Raw genomic sequence first — 17,428 nt, forward strand, 5'->3', positions numbered from 1 at the left:
AGGGAGGTAGGCCCCTTGCTAGATGTGAACAATTTTGAGTATATGAACATCGGTCTTGCTTCACCGGATAAAATCCGTTCATGGTCTTTTGGTGAAGTGAAAAAGCCTGAAACGATAAACTATCGTACATTGAAACCTGAAAAGGACGGCCTGTTCTGCGAACGCATTTTCGGACCGACTAAGGACTGGGAATGTCATTGCGGCAAGTACAAGCGGGTTCGTTATAAAGGCGTAGTTTGTGACCGTTGCGGAGTTGAAGTAACGCGGGCTAAGGTCCGTCGTGAGAGAATGGGGCATATTGAACTGGCTGCCCCGGTTTCTCACATTTGGTATTTCAAAGGTATTCCGAGCCGTATGGGTCTTGTTTTGGATATGTCACCGCGTGCGCTGGAAGAAGTTATTTACTTTGCTTCTTACGTCGTAACTGACCCGGCCAATACACCGCTCGAAAAGAAACAGCTTTTATCTGAAAAGGAATACCGTGCGTATCTGGATAAGTACGGAAACAAATTCCAAGCCTCTATGGGTGCGGAAGCCATTAATAAACTTCTGCAGGACATCGACCTTGTCAAAGAAGTTGATATGTTAAAAGAAGAGCTGAAGACTTCTCAAGGACAGCGCCGTACACGTGCGATCAAACGCCTTGAAGTGCTTGAAGCCTTCCGTAATTCAGGAAACAAGCCGTCTTGGATGATCCTCGACGTGCTTCCGGTTATTCCGCCTGAATTAAGACCGATGGTTCAGCTTGACGGCGGACGTTTCGCAACGTCTGACCTGAACGACCTTTACCGTCGTGTCATCAACCGTAATAACCGTTTAAAACGTCTGTTAGACCTCGGCGCGCCAAGCATCATCGTTCAGAACGAAAAACGTATGCTTCAGGAAGCAGTCGATGCTCTGATTGACAACGGACGCCGCGGCCGTCCGGTTACCGGACCGGGTAACCGTCCGCTTAAATCTCTTTCTCACATGCTGAAAGGGAAACAAGGGCGTTTCCGTCAGAACCTTCTCGGTAAACGTGTAGACTACTCAGGCCGTTCCGTTATCGTCGTAGGTCCGCATTTGAAAATGTATCAGTGCGGTTTGCCGAAGGAAATGGCGCTTGAGCTCTTCAAGCCTTTCGTCATGAAAGAGCTTGTTGAAAAAGGCCTTGCTCACAATATCAAGAGCGCAAAACGCAAAATCGAACGCGTGCAGCCTGAAGTATGGGATGTACTTGAATCTGTCATTAAGGAGCATCCGGTCTTACTGAACCGTGCCCCTACTCTTCACAGATTAGGTATCCAGGCTTTCGAACCGACGCTTGTTGAAGGACGCGCCATCCGTCTTCACCCGTTAGTATGTACAGCTTATAACGCTGACTTTGACGGTGACCAAATGGCGGTTCACGTACCTTTATCAGCTGAGGCTCAAGCTGAGGCGCGCATTCTGATGCTTGCGGCCCAAAACATCTTGAACCCTAAAGATGGTAAACCGGTTGTTACGCCGTCTCAGGATATGGTATTAGGAAACTACTACCTGACGCTTGAGCGCGCCGGAGCAGTCGGCGAGGGTATGGTTTTCAAAAATACGGACGAAGCGCTTCTTGCTTATCAAAACGGTTATGTTCACCTTCATACGAGAGTTGCTGTTGCAGCGAACTCCCTTAAGAATGTGACATTTACTGAAGAACAGCGTTCAAAATTGTTAATTACAACTGTCGGTAAGCTCGTCTTCAATGAAATTCTTCCGGAATCATTCCCTTACATGAATGAACCAACGAAGAGCAACATTGAAGAGAAGACACCTGACCGTTTCTTCTTAGATAAAGGTGCTGACGTAAAAGCTGTGATTGCTGAGCAGCCGATCAACGCACCGTTTAAAAAAGGCATTCTCGGTAAAATCATCGCGGAAATCTTTAAACGATTCCATATCACGGAAACGTCTAAAATGCTTGACCGCATGAAAAATCTCGGTTTCAGATATTCAACGAAAGCCGGCATCACAGTAGGGGTTTCTGATATCGTCGTTCTCGATGACAAACAGGAAATCCTTGAAGAAGCACAAAGCAAAGTTGATAATGTCCTGAAACAGTTCAGACGCGGTTTAATCACCGAAGAAGAACGTTATGAAAGAGTCATTTCAATTTGGAGTTCAGCGAAAGATGTTATCCAAGGCAAACTGATGAAATCATTAGACGAAGTCAACCCGATCTACATGATGAGTGACTCAGGAGCCCGTGGTAACGCATCTAACTTTACACAGCTTGCGGGTATGCGCGGTCTGATGGCCAACCCGGCTGGACGAATCATTGAATTGCCGATTAAATCAAGTTTCCGTGAAGGTCTGACAGTATTGGAGTACTTTATCTCCACTCACGGTGCGCGTAAAGGTCTTGCCGATACCGCCCTGAAAACAGCTGACTCAGGTTACCTTACACGCCGTCTTGTTGATGTTGCGCAGGATGTTATCATTCGTGAAACAGATTGCGGAACAGACCGCGGTATTCTTGCAAAACCGCTCAAAGAAGGCACGGAAATCATCGAGCGTCTGGAAGAGCGTCTGATCGGACGTTTCGCCAGAAAACAGATCAAACATCCTGAAACGGGTGCTGTGCTCATTAACGAAAATGAATTGATCGATGAAGATAAAGCGCTGGAAATCGTTGAAGCCGGAATCGAAGAAGTGTGGATCCGTTCCGCGTTCACATGTAACACTCCTCATGGTGTATGTAAACGATGCTACGGACGTAACCTTGCAACCGGAACTGATGTTGAAGTCGGCGAAGCAGTAGGTATTATCGCCGCTCAATCTATCGGTGAGCCTGGAACACAGTTAACAATGCGTACGTTCCACACAGGCGGGGTTGCCGGAGACGATATCACACAAGGTCTTCCGCGTATCCAAGAGCTTTTCGAAGCGCGTAATCCGAAAGGTCAAGCGACGATTTCTGAGATTGACGGTACAATTGCCGAAATCAATGAAGTCCGCGACAAACAGCAGGAGATTGTTGTTCAGGGCGCTGTTGAGACACGTTCATACACGGCACCTTACAACTCACGCCTGAAAGTGGCTGAGGGTGATCAGATTACCCGCGGTCAAGTGCTGACAGAAGGTTCAATCGATCCGAAAGAACTTCTTAAAGTCACTGACCTGACAACGGTTCAGGAATATCTTCTGCATGAGGTTCAGAAGGTTTACCGTATGCAGGGGGTTGAAATCGGCGATAAACACGTAGAAGTAATGGTTCGCCAGATGCTTCGCAAAGTCCGTGTGATCGATGCCGGAGATACTGATGTTCTCCCTGGCACATTGCTTGATATTCACCAATTCACAGAAGCGAACAAAAAAGTGCTGCTTGAAGGCAATCGACCTGCTACAGGCCGTCCTGTTCTTCTCGGTATCACAAAAGCTTCACTCGAGACGGATTCATTCTTGTCTGCCGCATCATTCCAAGAAACAACACGCGTTCTTACAGATGCTGCGATTAAAGGCAAGCGCGATGAACTTCTCGGCCTGAAAGAGAATGTTATCATCGGTAAACTGGTTCCGGCCGGTACCGGTATGATGAATTACAGAAAAGTAAAACCTGTTTCAAACGTTCAGCCTTCGGAAGATATGGTTCCGGCTGAATAATAGAAACTGCTGCAGGAAAGGCTGTTTCGACAGCTTTTCCTCAGTATTACAATTATTCTGGCGGTGGACTGCACTAAAAATTGTCATACGTTGTTGACATCCGTCCCGCAGAGTGATAATATAACCAAGGTGCTCGAAATAAAACCTGTTACTTTGGAGGATATGTTTATGTCTTATGATAAAGTATCACAGGCCAAATCAATTATTATTGGTACGAAGCAAACAGTGAAAGCTCTAAAACGAGGTTCAGTGAAGGAAGTCGTCGTGGCAAAAGACGCGGATTCAGTTCTTACAGCTGGCGTTATCCAGCTTGCAAAGAACCAAAATACCGCTGTCTGTATGGTGGATTCCATGAAAAAGCTCGGCAAAGCCTGCGGAATTGAAGTGGGAGCAGCAGCTGTTGCCATTATGTTATAGCGTACTTTTTGTTTTTATATAAGATATCAATCTTGTGTAAAGACATTGTTTTTTGCCTAATGATGAACCACCTGGGTATGTGGGTTATAAAACGTAATGAAGGGAGGAACACAACATGCCTACAATTAATCAGCTAATTCGCAAGGGACGCGTGAGCAAAGTTGAAAACTCTAAGTCACCTGCACTAAACAAAGGATACAACAGCTTTAAAAAAGAGCACACTAACGTATCTTCTCCACAAAAACGCGGGGTATGTACTCGTGTGGGTACAATGACACCGAAAAAACCGAACTCAGCACTTCGTAAATATGCTCGTGTTCGTTTGACTAACGGAATCGAGGTTACTGCCTACATTCCTGGTATCGGTCACAACCTGCAAGAGCACAGCGTTGTACTGATCCGCGGCGGACGTGTAAAAGACTTACCGGGGGTACGCTACCACATCGTTCGTGGCGCGCTTGATACTGCCGGAGTTGAAAACCGTGCGCAAGGCCGTTCTAAATACGGTACGAAACGTCCTAAAGCAAAGTAATCAAATAAATCATTAAAACTATGAAGGGAGGATATTCAGATGCCACGTAAAGGTCCTGTAGCAAAAAGAGATGTTTTACCTGATCCGCTTTACAACTCTAAGCTGGTATCCCGCCTGATCAACAAAATGATGATCGACGGTAAAAAAGGTAAATCTCAAACAATCCTATACAAGTCATTCGATATCATTAAAGAACGTACTGGCAATGATGCAATGGAGGTTTTCGAACAAGCATTGAAAAACATCATGCCTGTACTTGAAGTAAAAGCACGCCGTGTAGGTGGAGCTAACTACCAAGTGCCTGTAGAAGTTCGTCCTGAACGCCGTACAACTCTTGGTCTTCGCTGGTTGGTTAACTATGCGCGTCTTCGCGGAGAAAAAACAATGGAAGAGCGCCTGGCTAACGAAATTCTTGATGCAGCTAACAACACTGGTGCTGCCGTTAAGAAACGTGAAGACACTCACAAGATGGCAGAAGCGAACAAAGCATTTGCTCACTACCGCTGGTAGGATTCATATAATCAAAATAATAATTCCCTAATAAGGAAGGAGAAATTACCCAATGGCAAGAGAGTTCTCCTTAGAAAAAACTCGTAATATCGGGATCATGGCTCACATCGATGCCGGTAAAACGACTACTACAGAACGGATCTTGTTCTACACAGGCCGTATCCACAAAATTGGCGAAACTCACGAAGGTGCTTCGCAAATGGACTGGATGGAGCAGGAACAAGAACGCGGTATCACAATCACTTCTGCAGCAACGACTGCACAGTGGAAAGGTTACCGTGTAAACATCATCGATACACCGGGACACGTAGACTTCACAGTTGAAGTTGAACGTTCACTCCGTGTACTTGATGGTGCGGTTGCCGTACTTGATGCTCAATCAGGTGTTGAGCCTCAGACAGAAACAGTATGGCGCCAAGCAACAACTTACGGAGTGCCGCGCGTTGTATTTGTCAACAAAATGGACAAAATCGGCGCAGACTTCCTTTACTCTGTAGGCACTTTAAGAGACCGTCTTCAAGCTAACGCTCACGCAATTCAATTGCCGATCGGCGCTGAAGACAACTTCGAAGGTATCATCGACTTAGTAGAAAACGTTGCGTATTTCTACGAAGATGACCTTGGAACTCGTTCAGATGCGAAAGAAATCCCTGAAGAGTACAAAGAGCAAGCTGAAGAGCTTCGCAGCAGCCTGATTGAAGCTGTAGCTGAGCTTGATGAAGAGCTTATGGAAAAGTACCTTGAAGGTGAAGAAATCACTATCCCTGAACTGAAAGCTGCTATCCGTAAAGGTACACTGAATGTTGAATTCTACCCTGTACTTGTTGGATCTGCTTTCAAAAACAAAGGTGTTCAGCTTGTACTTGATGCTGTTCTTGACTACCTTCCTGCGCCAACTGATGTTGCTGCAATCAAAGGTGTACGTCCTGACACAGATGAAGAGATCGTTCGTCATTCTTCTGATGAAGAGCCATTCTCTGCACTTGCATTTAAAGTTATGACTGACCCTTATGTCGGTAAGCTGACATTCTTCCGCGTATATTCCGGTACACTTGATTCCGGTTCATATGTAAAGAACTCTACAAAAGGCAAGCGTGAGCGCGTAGGACGTATCCTTCAAATGCACGCTAACAGCCGTGAAGAGATCTCTACTGTTTACGCTGGAGACATCGCAGCTGCTGTAGGTCTAAAAGATACTTCTACTGGAGATACTCTATGTGATGAGAAGGATCTTGTAATCCTTGAATCAATGGAATTCCCAGAGCCTGTTATCGACGTAGCGATTGAGCCTAAATCAAAAGCTGACCAAGATAAAATGGGTATCGCTTTAGCGAAACTTGCTGAAGAAGATCCTACATTCCGTACACAAACAAACCCTGAAACGGGTCAAACAATCATCTCTGGTATGGGTGAGCTTCACCTTGATATCATTGTTGATCGTATGAAGCGTGAGTTCAAAGTTGAAGCTAACGTTGGTGCTCCTCAAGTTGCGTACCGTGAGACATTCCGTACCGGTGCAAAAGTTGAAGGTAAATTCGTACGTCAATCAGGCGGACGCGGTCAGTTCGGTCACGTTTGGATCGAATTTGAACCGAACGAAGAAGGCGCTGGCTTTGAATTCGAAAACGCAATCGTCGGTGGTGTTGTTCCTCGTGAATACATCCCAGCCGTACAAGCAGGTCTTGAAGACTCTCTTGAAAATGGTGTCCTAGCCGGATTCCCGCTAATCGACATCAAGGCGAAACTTTTTGATGGATCTTACCATGATGTTGACTCAAACGAAATGGCGTTTAAAGTCGCTGCTTCTATGGCATTGAAAAATGCAGTCAGCAAATGTAACCCAGTTCTTCTTGAACCAATCATGAAAGTTGAAGTTGTTATTCCTGAAGAATACATGGGAGACATCATGGGTGATGTTACTTCTCGTCGCGGACGCGTAGAAGGTATGGAAGCTCGCGGTAACGCTCAAGTTGTGCGTGCGATGGTACCTCTTGCTGAAATGTTCGGTTACGCTACTGCCCTTCGTTCTAACACGCAAGGACGCGGTACGTTCACAATGTTCATGGATCACTACGAAGAAGTGCCGAAGAGCATCGCTGAAGAAATTATCAAAAAAAATAAAGGCGAATAATTGATTTTGCCACTTAACTCAAGTATAACTACTATTGTAAGATGAGGAAGTGAAAGCTTGCTTTCACTTTCTATCACTCTATACATTACTAATTAAAAGCTCTTAAGGAGGATTTTAGAATGGCTAAAGAAAAATTCGACCGTTCCAAATCACATGCCAATATCGGTACAATTGGACACGTTGACCATGGTAAAACAACATTAACTGCTGCTATCTCAACAGTACTTCATAAGAAATCTGGTAAAGGTACAGCTATGGCGTACGATCAAATTGATGGTGCTCCAGAAGAACGTGAGCGCGGTATCACAATCTCTACTGCACACGTTGAGTACGAAACTGACACTCGTCACTATGCACACGTTGACTGCCCAGGACACGCTGACTATGTTAAAAACATGATCACTGGTGCTGCGCAAATGGACGGAGCTATCCTTGTAGTATCTGCTGCTGATGGCCCAATGCCACAAACTCGTGAGCACATCCTTCTTTCTAAAAACGTTGGTGTACCATACATCGTAGTATTCCTTAACAAATGCGACATGGTAGACGACGAAGAGCTTCTTGAGCTTGTTGAAATGGAAGTTCGCGATCTTCTTAGCGAATACGACTTCCCTGGTGATGATGTACCAGTTGTTAAAGGTTCTGCTCTTAAAGCTCTTGAAGGTGACGCTGAGTACGAAGAAAAAATTCTTGAACTTATGGCTGCAGTTGATGAGTACATCCCAACTCCAGAACGCGACACTGACAAACCATTCATGATGCCAGTTGAGGACGTATTCTCAATCACTGGTCGTGGTACAGTTGCTACTGGCCGTGTAGAACGCGGACAAGTTAAAGTCGGTGACGAAGTTGAAATCATCGGTCTTCAAGAAGAGAACAGCAAAACAACTGTTACAGGTGTTGAAATGTTCCGTAAGCTTCTTGACTACGCTGAAGCTGGAGACAACATCGGTGCACTTCTTCGCGGTGTAGCTCGTGAAGACATCCAACGTGGACAAGTACTTGCTAAACCAGGTACAATCACTCCACACAGCAAATTCAAAGCTGAAGTTTACGTTCTTTCTAAAGAAGAGGGTGGACGTCATACTCCATTCTTCTCTAACTACCGTCCTCAGTTCTACTTCCGTACAACTGACGTAACTGGTATCATCAATCTTCCAGAAGGCGTAGAAATGGTTATGCCTGGAGATAACACTGAAATGATCGTTGAACTTATCTCTACAATCGCTATCGAAGAAGGAACTCGTTTCTCTATTCGTGAAGGCGGACGTACAGTTGGTTCAGGCGTTGTTTCTACAATCACTGAGTAATCGACTCGTTCATTAATGCGGGGTCCCTTATGGGGCCTCGTTTTTTTGTTTCCCCGCTGATTCCATGTATAATAGAACGTATACAAATTTTAGGAGCAGAGCGATGATCGATAACTTCAAGAAAACCAATCGTATTTCAATGCTTCAGCAATTGCTGATTAATGGCAGTGAACAAACCATTATGATTAATGGTGATGACAGGAGTAATCCGCTGCTTTTATTTTTGCACGGCGGTCCCGGCACGCCTCAAATCGGCTATGCGAGAAAATATCAGAATAAGCTGGAAAAGTATTTCACCGTTGTGAACTGGGATCAGAGAGGGGCGGGTCTCTCTTATTCAAAGGAAATTCCGGGTTCATCTATGACTTTGGATCAGCTGACAGCTGACGCCATTCATTTGACCGAACGCTTATGCAAGCAATTCAGCAGGCAAAAAATATATATCGCCGGCTATTCGTGGGGTTCAGTTCTGGCGCTTCATGTTCTTCAAGAAAGGCCTGATTTGTATTATGGGTATATCGGTATCAGTCAGGTGGTTAATATTCAAAAGGAAGAAACGGAAGCTTACCGGCTGATGATGGAATGGAGCAGGCAACGCAAACATTTCCTGCTGGAAAAGACGCTGAGCTTTATCGGAGCGCCTCCATGGGAGAAACAGCTGCAGCGAACGTTGTTTCTGCTTTGTATCGAGATGAGGGGAGGGGGCTTTACCCATCATCCGATCGGCGCTCTTAAAGCAGGGGGGCGAATGCTGTTTGGTGAACCGTACGGTGTGAGAGGGAGCTTCTTAGCCGTGCGGGGTCAAATGTTCAGCCTGAAACACCTGTGGGAGGATCTCATTTTCTTTGATGCCGGGGAATCAGTTTCTTCTATTATAATACCGTGCTGTTTTATGTCAGGGAGATACGATTTGACGGTCCCGGGGACGACGTCTTATGAATATTATCAGAAGGTTGATGTGCCGTATAAAGAATGGCATTGGTTTGAGAACTCAGCCCATTCGCCTCACTTGGAGGAGCCGGATCGCTTTGCCGAAGTTGTCAGCCGGTTCGCATCGTTCCATCTCTGAAAGAAAACAGGCATATCCTTGATTAATCATGGTATCACCTGTATAATAATCAAAGTGTGAAAACCACAAGGTTCTTTAAATAAACCTTGCAACATACGTCTATTTTCTGTATAATAGTGTATGTTGGTCTTTGACTGCGATGAAGTGAGAGGTTGCTGACACACCCGGCCGCTTTGCCATGGCAAGGTGATCAGGTTTTTCTCACGGAGAACTGTCTAACGTGATGTAGGCGAAAAGGAGGGAAAATAATGGCAAAACAAAAAATTCGTATTCGTTTAAAAGCATATGATCATAGAATCCTTGATCAATCTGCAGAGAAGATTGTTGAAACGGCAAAACGTTCTGGTGCCAGCGTATCTGGTCCGATTCCGTTGCCAACTGAAAAATCAGTTTACACAATCCTTCGTGCGGTGCACAAATACAAAGATTCTCGTGAGCAATTTGAAATGCGTACACATAAACGTTTAATCGACATTGTGAACCCAACACCACAAACTGTTGATGCTCTCATGCGATTAGACTTACCATCTGGTGTCGATATCGAAATCAAACTTTAATTCTAAAATATAGAATGATCTTAATAGGAGGTGTGACGAATGACCAAAGGAATCTTAGGAAGAAAAATTGGTATGACGCAAGTATTCGCAGAGAACGGTGATCTTATCCCGGTAACTGTTATTGAAGCAGCTCCAAACGTTGTTCTTCAAAAGAAAACAGCTGAAAATGATGGCTATGAAGCGATCCAGCTTGGTTTTGACGATAAGCGTGAAAAGCTTTCAAACAAACCGGAAAAAGGACACGTTGCAAAAGCGGAAACTGCTCCTAAGCGCTTCGTTAAAGAATTACGCGGCGTGGATATGGATGCGTATGAAATTGGTCAGGAAGTCAAGGTTGAAATTTTCTCTGCAGGAGAAATCGTAGATGTAACAGGAGTATCTAAAGGTAAAGGTTTCCAAGGTGCAATCAAGCGCCACGGACAATCTCGCGGACCTATGTCTCACGGTTCACGCTACCACCGTCGTCCTGGTTCAATGGGACCTGTAGATCCTAACCGTGTATTCAAAGGTAAACTATTACCTGGACGCATGGGCGGAGATCAAATCACTGTCCAAAACCTTGAAATCGTAAAAGTAGATGCTGAGCGCAATCTTCTTTTGATTAAAGGTAACGTACCTGGTGCGAGAAAAACTTTAATCACTGTTAAAAGTGCTGTTAAATCTAAATAAGTCTCTTAGGAAAGGAGGAAATTGATCATGCCAAAAGTAGCATTATACAACCAAAACGGTTCTACTGCTGGTGATATCGAATTAAACGCGTCTGTATTTGGAATTGAGCCAAATGAGAGCGTAGTATTCGACGCTATTCTTATGCAAAGAGCTTCCTTACGTCAAGGATCTCACAAAGTAAAAAATCGTTCTGAAGTACGCGGCGGAGGTCGCAAACCATGGCGTCAAAAAGGTACAGGTCGTGCCCGTCAAGGTTCAATCCGTTCACCGCAATGGCGCGGAGGTGGTGTCGTATTCGGCCCAACACCACGCAGCTATTCTTACAAATTACCTAAAAAAGTTCGCCGCTTGGCAATCAAATCAGTATTGTCTTCTAAAGTGAACGACAACAACATTATTGTTCTTGAAGATCTTACTCTTGATACGGTTAAAACAAAAGAAATGGCAGCTATCCTTAAAGGATTATCTGTTGAGAAAAAAGCTTTAATCGTAACTGCGGATGCAAACGAAGCAGTATCTCTTTCTGCACGCAACATCCCTGGAGTTACAGTTGTTCAAGCTAACGGAATCAACGTGTTAGACGTTGTCAACCACGAGAAGCTTCTGATTACAAAAGCTGCGGTTGAAAAAGTAGAGGAGGTGCTTGCATAATGAAAGATCCTCGTGATGTTCTTAAGCGCCCCGTCATTACTGAACGTTCTGCTGATTTAATGACTGAAAAAAAATATACTTTTGAAGTTGATGTAAGAGCTAATAAAACAGAAGTGAAAGATGCAGTTGAAAGTATCTTTGGAGTGAAAGTTGACAAAGTCAACATCATGAACTACAAAGGGAAATCAAAACGTGTCGGCCGCTACACTGGTATGACTAGCCGTCGCAGAAAAGCGATCGTAAAACTTACTGCAGACAGCAAAGAAATCGAAATTTTTGAAGCTTAATTATCTGTAAAAAGAAGGAGGGAAATTCAAAATGGCGATTAAAAAGTATAAACCGACCTCTAACGGACGTCGTGGCATGACAACTTCAGATTTTGCTGAAATCACGACTGACCAGCCGGAAAAATCCTTGCTTGCGCCCCTTCACAAAAAAGGCGGACGTAACAACCAAGGTAAATTGACTGTACGTCACCAAGGTGGCGGACACAAACGCCAATACCGTGTTATCGACTTCAAACGCGATAAAGATGGTATACCTGGACGCGTTGCTACAGTTGAGTACGATCCAAACCGTTCAGCTAACATTGCACTAATCAACTATGTAGACGGAGAAAAACGTTACATTCTTGCACCAAAAGGAATTCAAGTAGGTACTGAAATCATGTCCGGCCCTGAAGCTGACATCAAAGTAGGTAACGCACTTCCGCTTATCAACATCCCAGTTGGTACAGTTGTGCATAACATTGAATTAAAACCTGGTAAAGGCGGACAGCTTGTACGTTCAGCTGGTACATCTGCTCAGGTTCTTGGTAAAGAAGGCAAATACGTTCTTGTACGTCTTAACTCTGGTGAAGTTCGCATGATCCTTTCTGCTTGCCGCGCTTCTATCGGTCAAGTAGGTAACGAGCAGCACGAACTGATCAACGTTGGTAAAGCAGGACGCTCTCGCTGGAAAGGCATCCGCCCTACAGTCCGCGGTTCTGTAATGAACCCTAACGATCACCCGCACGGTGGTGGTGAAGGTCGCGCGCCAATCGGACGTAAATCACCAATGTCTCCTTGGGGCAAACCGACTCTTGGATTCAAGACACGTAAGAAAAAGAACAAATCTGATAAATTTATCGTACGTCGTCGTAAAAATAAATAACGGGGTTGTCTACGGTTCATTTCGGACCGTAGTGCAATCACGAAGGGAGGTTCCAAAATGGCTCGCAGCTTGAAAAAAGGACCATTTGTCGATGGACACTTGATGACAAAAATCGAGAAATTAAATGAAACGGACAAGAAACAAGTTGTAAAAACTTGGTCTCGCCGTTCAACTATTTTCCCACAATTTATCGGTCACACTATCGCAGTATATGACGGACGTAAACACGTGCCTGTATTCATTTCTGAAGACATGGTAGGCCACAAGTTGGGCGAATTCGCACCGACTCGTACTTACAAAGGCCACGCCAGTGACGATAAAAAAACAAGACGCTAAGAGAGGAGGCTTTTAAATGCAAGCTAAAGCTGTTGCAAGAACAGTCCGTATTGCTCCTCGTAAAGCACGTCTAGTAATGGACCTGATTCGAGGTAAGCAAGTAGGCGAAGCAGTATCTATCCTGAACTTAACTCCGAGAGCTGCTTCTCCGATCATCGAAAAAGTTTTAAAATCTGCTATCGCAAATGCTGAGCACAACTACGAGATGGACGCTAACAATCTGGTTATTTCTCAGGCATTTGTTGACGAAGGCCCAACGTTAAAAAGATTCCGCCCGCGTGCTATGGGACGTGCGAGCCAAATCAACAAACGTACGAGCCACATTACAATCGTTGTATCAGAAAAGAAGGAGGGATAAGTAGTGGGTCAAAAGGTAAATCCAGTCGGTCTTCGTATCGGAGTCATTCGTGATTGGGAATCTAAGTGGTACGCTGGTAAAGATTACGCTGACTTCCTGCACGAAGATTTAAAAATTCGTGAATTCATTAGCAAACGCCTTTCTGACGCTTCTGTTTCTAAAGTAGAAATCGAGCGCGCAGCAAACCGCGTTAACATTACGATCCACACTGCTAAGCCTGGTATGGTAATCGGTAAAGGCGGATCTGAAGTTGAAGCACTTCGTAAAGCCCTTAACAGCCTTACTGGCAAGCGTGTACACATTAACATTCTTGAAATCAAAAGAGCAGATCTTGATGCTCAGCTTGTAGCTGACAACATCGCTCGTCAACTAGAAAACCGTATTTCTTTCCGCCGTGCGCAGAAACAACAAATCCAACGCACTATGCGTGCTGGAGCACAAGGTGTGAAAACAATGGTTTCCGGCCGTCTTGGCGGAGCTGATATCGCTCGTTCTGAATACTACAGTGAAGGAACTGTTCCATTGCACACTTTACGTGCTGACATCGACTATGCAACATCTGAAGCTGACACAACTTACGGTAAGCTTGGTGTAAAAGTCTGGATCTATCGTGGAGAGGTTCTTCCTACTAAGAAGAAAACTGAGGAAGGAGGAAAATAATATGTTATTACCAAAACGCGTTAAATATCGCAGAGAGCATCGCGGAAAAATGCGCGGTCGCGCTAAAGGCGGTACTGAAGTACATTTTGGTGAGTACGGTATCCAGGCTCTTGAAGCTTCTTGGATCACGAACCGCCAAATCGAAGCTGCACGTATTGCGATGACTCGTTACATGAAACGTGGCGGTAAAGTTTGGATTAAAATTTTCCCTTCAAAACCTTACACTGCTAAACCGCTTGAGGTACGGATGGGTTCCGGTAAAGGGGCTCCTGAAGGCTGGGTAGCTGTTGTAAAACCGGGCAAAGTTTTATTTGAAATTTCTGGTGTGTCTGAAGAGGTAGCTCGTGAAGCTCTTCGTCTTGCATCTCACAAATTGCCAATTAAAACGAAGTTCGTAAAACGTGAAGAAATTGGTGGTGAATCAAATGAAAGCTAATGAAATTCGTGACCTTACCACTGCTGAAATTGAACAAAAAGTAAAGTCTCTTAAAGAAGAACTTTTCAATCTTCGCTTTCAATTAGCGACAGGACAACTTGAAAATACTGCTCGCATTCGTGAAGTGCGCAAAGCTATCGCGCGCATGAAAACTGTGATTCGTGAAAGAGAAATTGCTGCCAACAAATAATCACTGAGGGGAGGTCGTGAGCATGAGCGAACGTAACCAACGCAAAGTTTACCAAGGCCGTGTTGTTTCTGACAAAATGGATAAAACCATCACTGTTGTTGTTGAAACATACAAAAAGGATCCTATTTACGGTAAACGCGTAAAATACTCAAAGAAATTCAAAGCACATGATGAAAATAACCAAGCTAAAATCGGAGACATCGTAAAGATCATGGAAACTCGTCCATTATCTGCAACTAAGCGTTTTCGTCTAGTAGAAGTTGTCGAAGAAGCTGTTATTATCTAATAAAGTTCGGAATTCTTTTTCCGAAGGGAGGTAACAAATAATGATTCAACAAGAGACTCGTTTAAAAGTTGCTGACAACTCCGGTGCGCGTGAGGTACTTACTATTAAAGTTCTTGGCGGTTCTGGACGTAAAACGGCTAACATTGGTGATGTAATTGTTTGCACGGTTAAACAAGCAACACCAGGAGGCGTTGTCAAAAAAGGTGAAGTCGTAAGAGCTGTTATCGTTCGCACAAAAAGCGGAGCACGCAGAACTGACGGATCATACATCAGCTTCGATGAGAATGCATGTGTTATCATCCGTGACGACAAGAGCCCGCGTGGAACTCGTATCTTCGGACCGGTTGCCCGTGAATTACGTGAAAACAACTTCATGAAAATTGTTTCTCTGGCTCCAGAAGTTATCTAATGAAATAAATGCCTTACTCAAGGAGGTGCGATCAGGATGCATGTGAAAAAAGGCGATAAAGTAATGGTTATCTCTGGTAAAGATAAAGGCAAACAAGGTACGATCCTTGCTGCTTTCCCTAAAAAGGACCGCGTTCTAGTTGAGGGCGTAAACATGGTGAAGAAGCACTCTAAACCAACTCAAGCAAACCCTCAAGGCGGTATTTCTAATCAAGAGGCGCCAATTCATGTATCAAACGTTATGCCGCTCGATCCTAAAACAGGTGAAGTGACTCGCGTAGGATACAAAGTGGAAGATGGCAAAAAAGTTCGTGTTGCAAAAAAATCTGGGCAAGTCTTAGATAAATAGTATTTAAAGGAAGGGAGGTCTATCTCATGAACCGCCTTAAAGAAAAGTACAATAAAGAAATTTCACCTGCTTTAATGACGAAGTTCAACTACGACTCTGTTATGCAGGTGCCAAAAATCGAAAAAATCGTAATCAACATGGGTGTTGGTGATGCTGTTCAAAACGCGAAAGCAATCGACAGTGCTGTTGAAGAATTAACGTTTATCGCAGGTCAAAAACCTGTCGTTACTCGTGCGAAGAAATCAATTGCTGGATTCCGTCTTCGTGAGGGAATGCCTATCGGTGCGAAAGTAACTCTTCGCGGAGAGCGCATGTATGATTTCCTTGATAAACTTATTTCTGTATCTTTACCGCGTGTACGTGACTTCCGCGGAATTTCTAAGAAATCTTTCGACGGTCGCGGAAACTACACTCTTGGTATTAAAGAACAGTTAATCTTCCCTGAAATTGACTACGATAAAGTAACAAAGGTTCGCGGAATGGACATCGTTATCGTAACGACTGCTAACTCTGACGAAGAGGCTCGTGAGCTATTAACTCAAGTAGGTATGCCGTTCCAGAAATAATCAATGAAAGGGAGGCGAAATCGTGGCTAAAAAGTCAATGATTGCGAAACAACAACGTACACCAAAGTTTAAAGTGCAAGAGTACACTCGCTGTGAACGCTGCGGACGTCCGCACTCAGTCATTCGTAAATTTAAACTTTGCCGTATTTGTTTCCGTGAGCTTGCATATAAAGGACAAATTCCTGGCGTGAAAAAAGCCAGCTGGTAATCCCCAAGAATGGGAAGGAGGTAATTATATAATGGTTATGACAGATCCAATTGCAGATATGCTGACTCGTATTCGCAATGCAAACATGGTACGTCATGAGAAGCTTGAAATTCCTGCTTCTAAATTGAAAAGAGAAATTGCTGACATTTTAAAGCGTGAAGGTTTCATTCGTGACGTTGAGTTCGTAGAAGACAGCAAACAAGGTATCATCCGCGTTTTCTTGAAATACGGACAAAACAACGAGCGCGTTATCACTGGTCTTAAAAGAATCAGCAAACCAGGTTTGCGTGTATACGCTAAATCAAATGAAGTACCTCGCGTACTTAACGGTCTTGGAATCGCGATTATTTCTACATCACAAGGTGTTTTAACGGACAAAGAAGCCCGTGCAAAACAAGCTGGTGGAGAAGTACTAGCATACGTTTGGTAAGAAGTTTAACAAGAATGGAGGTGTTTTAGTATGTCTCGTGTAGGTAAAAAACTGCTTGAGATCCCTTCTGGAGTTACAGTAACGCTGAACGAAGGCAACACTGTAGCTGTAAAAGGACCAAAAGGAGAATTAACTCGTACTTTCCATCCTGATATGGAAATCAAAATTGAGGACAACGTGCTTACAGTTACTCGTCCTTCTGATCACAAAGAGCACCGTGCGCTGCATGGTACGACTCGCAGTCTGCTTGGAAACATGGTTGAAGGCGTATCTAAAGGATTTGAAAGAGGTTTGGAATTAGTCGGTGTCGGTTATCGTGCGGCTAAATCCGGAAACAAACTTGTTTTAAACGTTGGATACTCTCACCCTGTTGAGATCGTTCCTGAAGAGGGCATCGAAATCGAAGTTCCTTCTCAAACTAAAGTAGTTGTAAAAGGTACAGACAAAGAGCGTGTAGGAGCTATCGCTGCTAACATCCGCGCTGTACGTTCTCCAGAGCCTTACAAAGGTAAAGGAATCCGCTACGAAGGTGAAGTTGTTCGCCGTAAAGAAGGTAAATCTGCTAAGTAAGACCGCTTAAAGTGAAGA

General features: G+C 44.3%; 24 protein-coding genes. All 24 read left to right on the top strand.

Annotated elements, in window-relative coordinates; all coding sequences use genetic code 11:
* Positions 1–15 precede the first annotated feature (15 nt).
* The 24 genes from rpoC to rplF all read left to right on the top strand — a co-directional run bounded on the left by rpoC (position 16) and on the right by rplF (position 17,410).
* Complete coding sequence (gene rpoC, locus GNE05_RS00690; RefSeq protein WP_007410398.1) at positions 16–3,615, top strand: DNA-directed RNA polymerase subunit beta'; 3,600 nt, start codon at positions 16–18, stop codon at positions 3,613–3,615.
* Positions 3,616–3,783: 168 nt separating this feature from the next.
* A complete protein-coding gene (locus GNE05_RS00695) occupies positions 3,784–4,032 on the top strand; it encodes a 50S ribosomal protein L7ae-like protein (RefSeq protein WP_003156443.1) in 249 nt (82 codons plus the stop codon).
* Between the two features lie 115 nt (positions 4,033–4,147).
* Complete coding sequence (gene rpsL, locus GNE05_RS00700) at positions 4,148–4,564, top strand: 30S ribosomal protein S12 (RefSeq protein ID WP_003156445.1); 417 nt, start codon at positions 4,148–4,150, stop codon at positions 4,562–4,564.
* A gap of 39 nt (positions 4,565–4,603) precedes the next feature.
* A complete protein-coding gene (rpsG, locus tag GNE05_RS00705) occupies positions 4,604–5,074 on the top strand; it encodes a 30S ribosomal protein S7 (RefSeq protein WP_003156447.1) in 471 nt (156 codons plus the stop codon).
* Between the two features lie 52 nt (positions 5,075–5,126).
* Positions 5,127–7,205 (top strand): elongation factor G, encoded by a 2,079-nt coding sequence (gene fusA / locus GNE05_RS00710; RefSeq protein ID WP_007410399.1) that lies wholly within the window; start codon positions 5,127–5,129, stop codon positions 7,203–7,205.
* A gap of 119 nt (positions 7,206–7,324) precedes the next feature.
* Entirely contained in the window at positions 7,325–8,515 is a 1,191-nt protein-coding gene (gene tuf, locus GNE05_RS00715; RefSeq protein WP_007410400.1) for an elongation factor Tu, read from the top strand.
* Between the two features lie 103 nt (positions 8,516–8,618).
* Positions 8,619–9,584: an alpha/beta fold hydrolase gene (locus GNE05_RS00720; protein WP_014416749.1), complete on the top strand. Its 966-nt coding sequence runs from the start codon at positions 8,619–8,621 to the stop codon at positions 9,582–9,584.
* A 248-nt stretch (positions 9,585–9,832) separates the two neighbouring features.
* Positions 9,833–10,141: a 30S ribosomal protein S10 gene (gene rpsJ / locus GNE05_RS00725; RefSeq protein ID WP_003156464.1), complete on the top strand. Its 309-nt coding sequence runs from the start codon at positions 9,833–9,835 to the stop codon at positions 10,139–10,141.
* Between the two features lie 39 nt (positions 10,142–10,180).
* Complete coding sequence (rplC, locus tag GNE05_RS00730) at positions 10,181–10,810, top strand: 50S ribosomal protein L3 (protein ID WP_007410402.1); 630 nt, start codon at positions 10,181–10,183, stop codon at positions 10,808–10,810.
* Between the two features lie 27 nt (positions 10,811–10,837).
* Entirely contained in the window at positions 10,838–11,461 is a 624-nt protein-coding gene (gene rplD / locus GNE05_RS00735; protein ID WP_007615239.1) for a 50S ribosomal protein L4, read from the top strand.
* Entirely contained in the window at positions 11,461–11,748 is a 288-nt protein-coding gene (rplW, locus tag GNE05_RS00740) for a 50S ribosomal protein L23 (protein ID WP_003156467.1), read from the top strand. Before rplD ends, rplW begins: the two co-directional genes overlap by 1 nt.
* Before the next feature lie 31 nt (positions 11,749–11,779).
* Positions 11,780–12,613, top strand: coding sequence for a 50S ribosomal protein L2 (gene rplB, locus GNE05_RS00745; RefSeq protein WP_003156470.1), 834 nt, complete (start codon positions 11,780–11,782; stop codon positions 12,611–12,613).
* A gap of 57 nt (positions 12,614–12,670) precedes the next feature.
* Positions 12,671–12,949: a 30S ribosomal protein S19 gene (gene rpsS / locus GNE05_RS00750; RefSeq protein ID WP_003156472.1), complete on the top strand. Its 279-nt coding sequence runs from the start codon at positions 12,671–12,673 to the stop codon at positions 12,947–12,949.
* 16 nt (positions 12,950–12,965) lie between these two features.
* Entirely contained in the window at positions 12,966–13,307 is a 342-nt protein-coding gene (rplV, locus tag GNE05_RS00755) for a 50S ribosomal protein L22 (protein ID WP_003156475.1), read from the top strand.
* 3 nt (positions 13,308–13,310) lie between these two features.
* Positions 13,311–13,967: a 30S ribosomal protein S3 gene (gene rpsC, locus GNE05_RS00760; RefSeq protein ID WP_003156476.1), complete on the top strand. Its 657-nt coding sequence runs from the start codon at positions 13,311–13,313 to the stop codon at positions 13,965–13,967.
* Position 13,968: 1 nt separating this feature from the next.
* Positions 13,969–14,403 (top strand): 50S ribosomal protein L16, encoded by a 435-nt coding sequence (gene rplP / locus GNE05_RS00765; protein WP_003156478.1) that lies wholly within the window; start codon positions 13,969–13,971, stop codon positions 14,401–14,403.
* Positions 14,393–14,593 (top strand): 50S ribosomal protein L29, encoded by a 201-nt coding sequence (gene rpmC, locus GNE05_RS00770; protein ID WP_003156482.1) that lies wholly within the window; start codon positions 14,393–14,395, stop codon positions 14,591–14,593. Before rplP ends, rpmC begins: the two co-directional genes overlap by 11 nt.
* Before the next feature lie 22 nt (positions 14,594–14,615).
* Positions 14,616–14,879, top strand: a complete 264-nt coding sequence (gene rpsQ / locus GNE05_RS00775; RefSeq protein WP_003156484.1) for a 30S ribosomal protein S17 — start codon at positions 14,616–14,618, stop codon at positions 14,877–14,879.
* A gap of 40 nt (positions 14,880–14,919) precedes the next feature.
* A complete protein-coding gene (gene rplN, locus GNE05_RS00780) occupies positions 14,920–15,288 on the top strand; it encodes a 50S ribosomal protein L14 (protein ID WP_007410404.1) in 369 nt (122 codons plus the stop codon).
* A 36-nt stretch (positions 15,289–15,324) separates the two neighbouring features.
* Complete coding sequence (gene rplX / locus GNE05_RS00785) at positions 15,325–15,636, top strand: 50S ribosomal protein L24 (protein WP_003156486.1); 312 nt, start codon at positions 15,325–15,327, stop codon at positions 15,634–15,636.
* 26 nt (positions 15,637–15,662) lie between these two features.
* Complete coding sequence (rplE, locus tag GNE05_RS00790) at positions 15,663–16,202, top strand: 50S ribosomal protein L5 (RefSeq protein WP_003156487.1); 540 nt, start codon at positions 15,663–15,665, stop codon at positions 16,200–16,202.
* Positions 16,203–16,224: 22 nt separating this feature from the next.
* The gene (gene rpsN / locus GNE05_RS00795; protein ID WP_003156488.1) at positions 16,225–16,410 is read left to right on the top strand and encodes a 30S ribosomal protein S14; all 186 of its coding nucleotides are present in this window, start codon (positions 16,225–16,227) and stop codon (positions 16,408–16,410) included.
* Positions 16,411–16,441: 31 nt separating this feature from the next.
* The gene (rpsH, locus tag GNE05_RS00800) at positions 16,442–16,840 is read left to right on the top strand and encodes a 30S ribosomal protein S8 (protein WP_003156489.1); all 399 of its coding nucleotides are present in this window, start codon (positions 16,442–16,444) and stop codon (positions 16,838–16,840) included.
* A 30-nt stretch (positions 16,841–16,870) separates the two neighbouring features.
* Positions 16,871–17,410, top strand: coding sequence for a 50S ribosomal protein L6 (rplF, locus tag GNE05_RS00805; protein ID WP_003156490.1), 540 nt, complete (start codon positions 16,871–16,873; stop codon positions 17,408–17,410).
* Positions 17,411–17,428 lie beyond the last annotated feature (18 nt).

Origin of the sequence: Bacillus sp. AM1(2019), assembly GCF_009906915.1 — a bacterium.
GTDB classification, from domain to species: Bacteria; Bacillota; Bacilli; order Bacillales; family Bacillaceae; genus Bacillus; species Bacillus velezensis.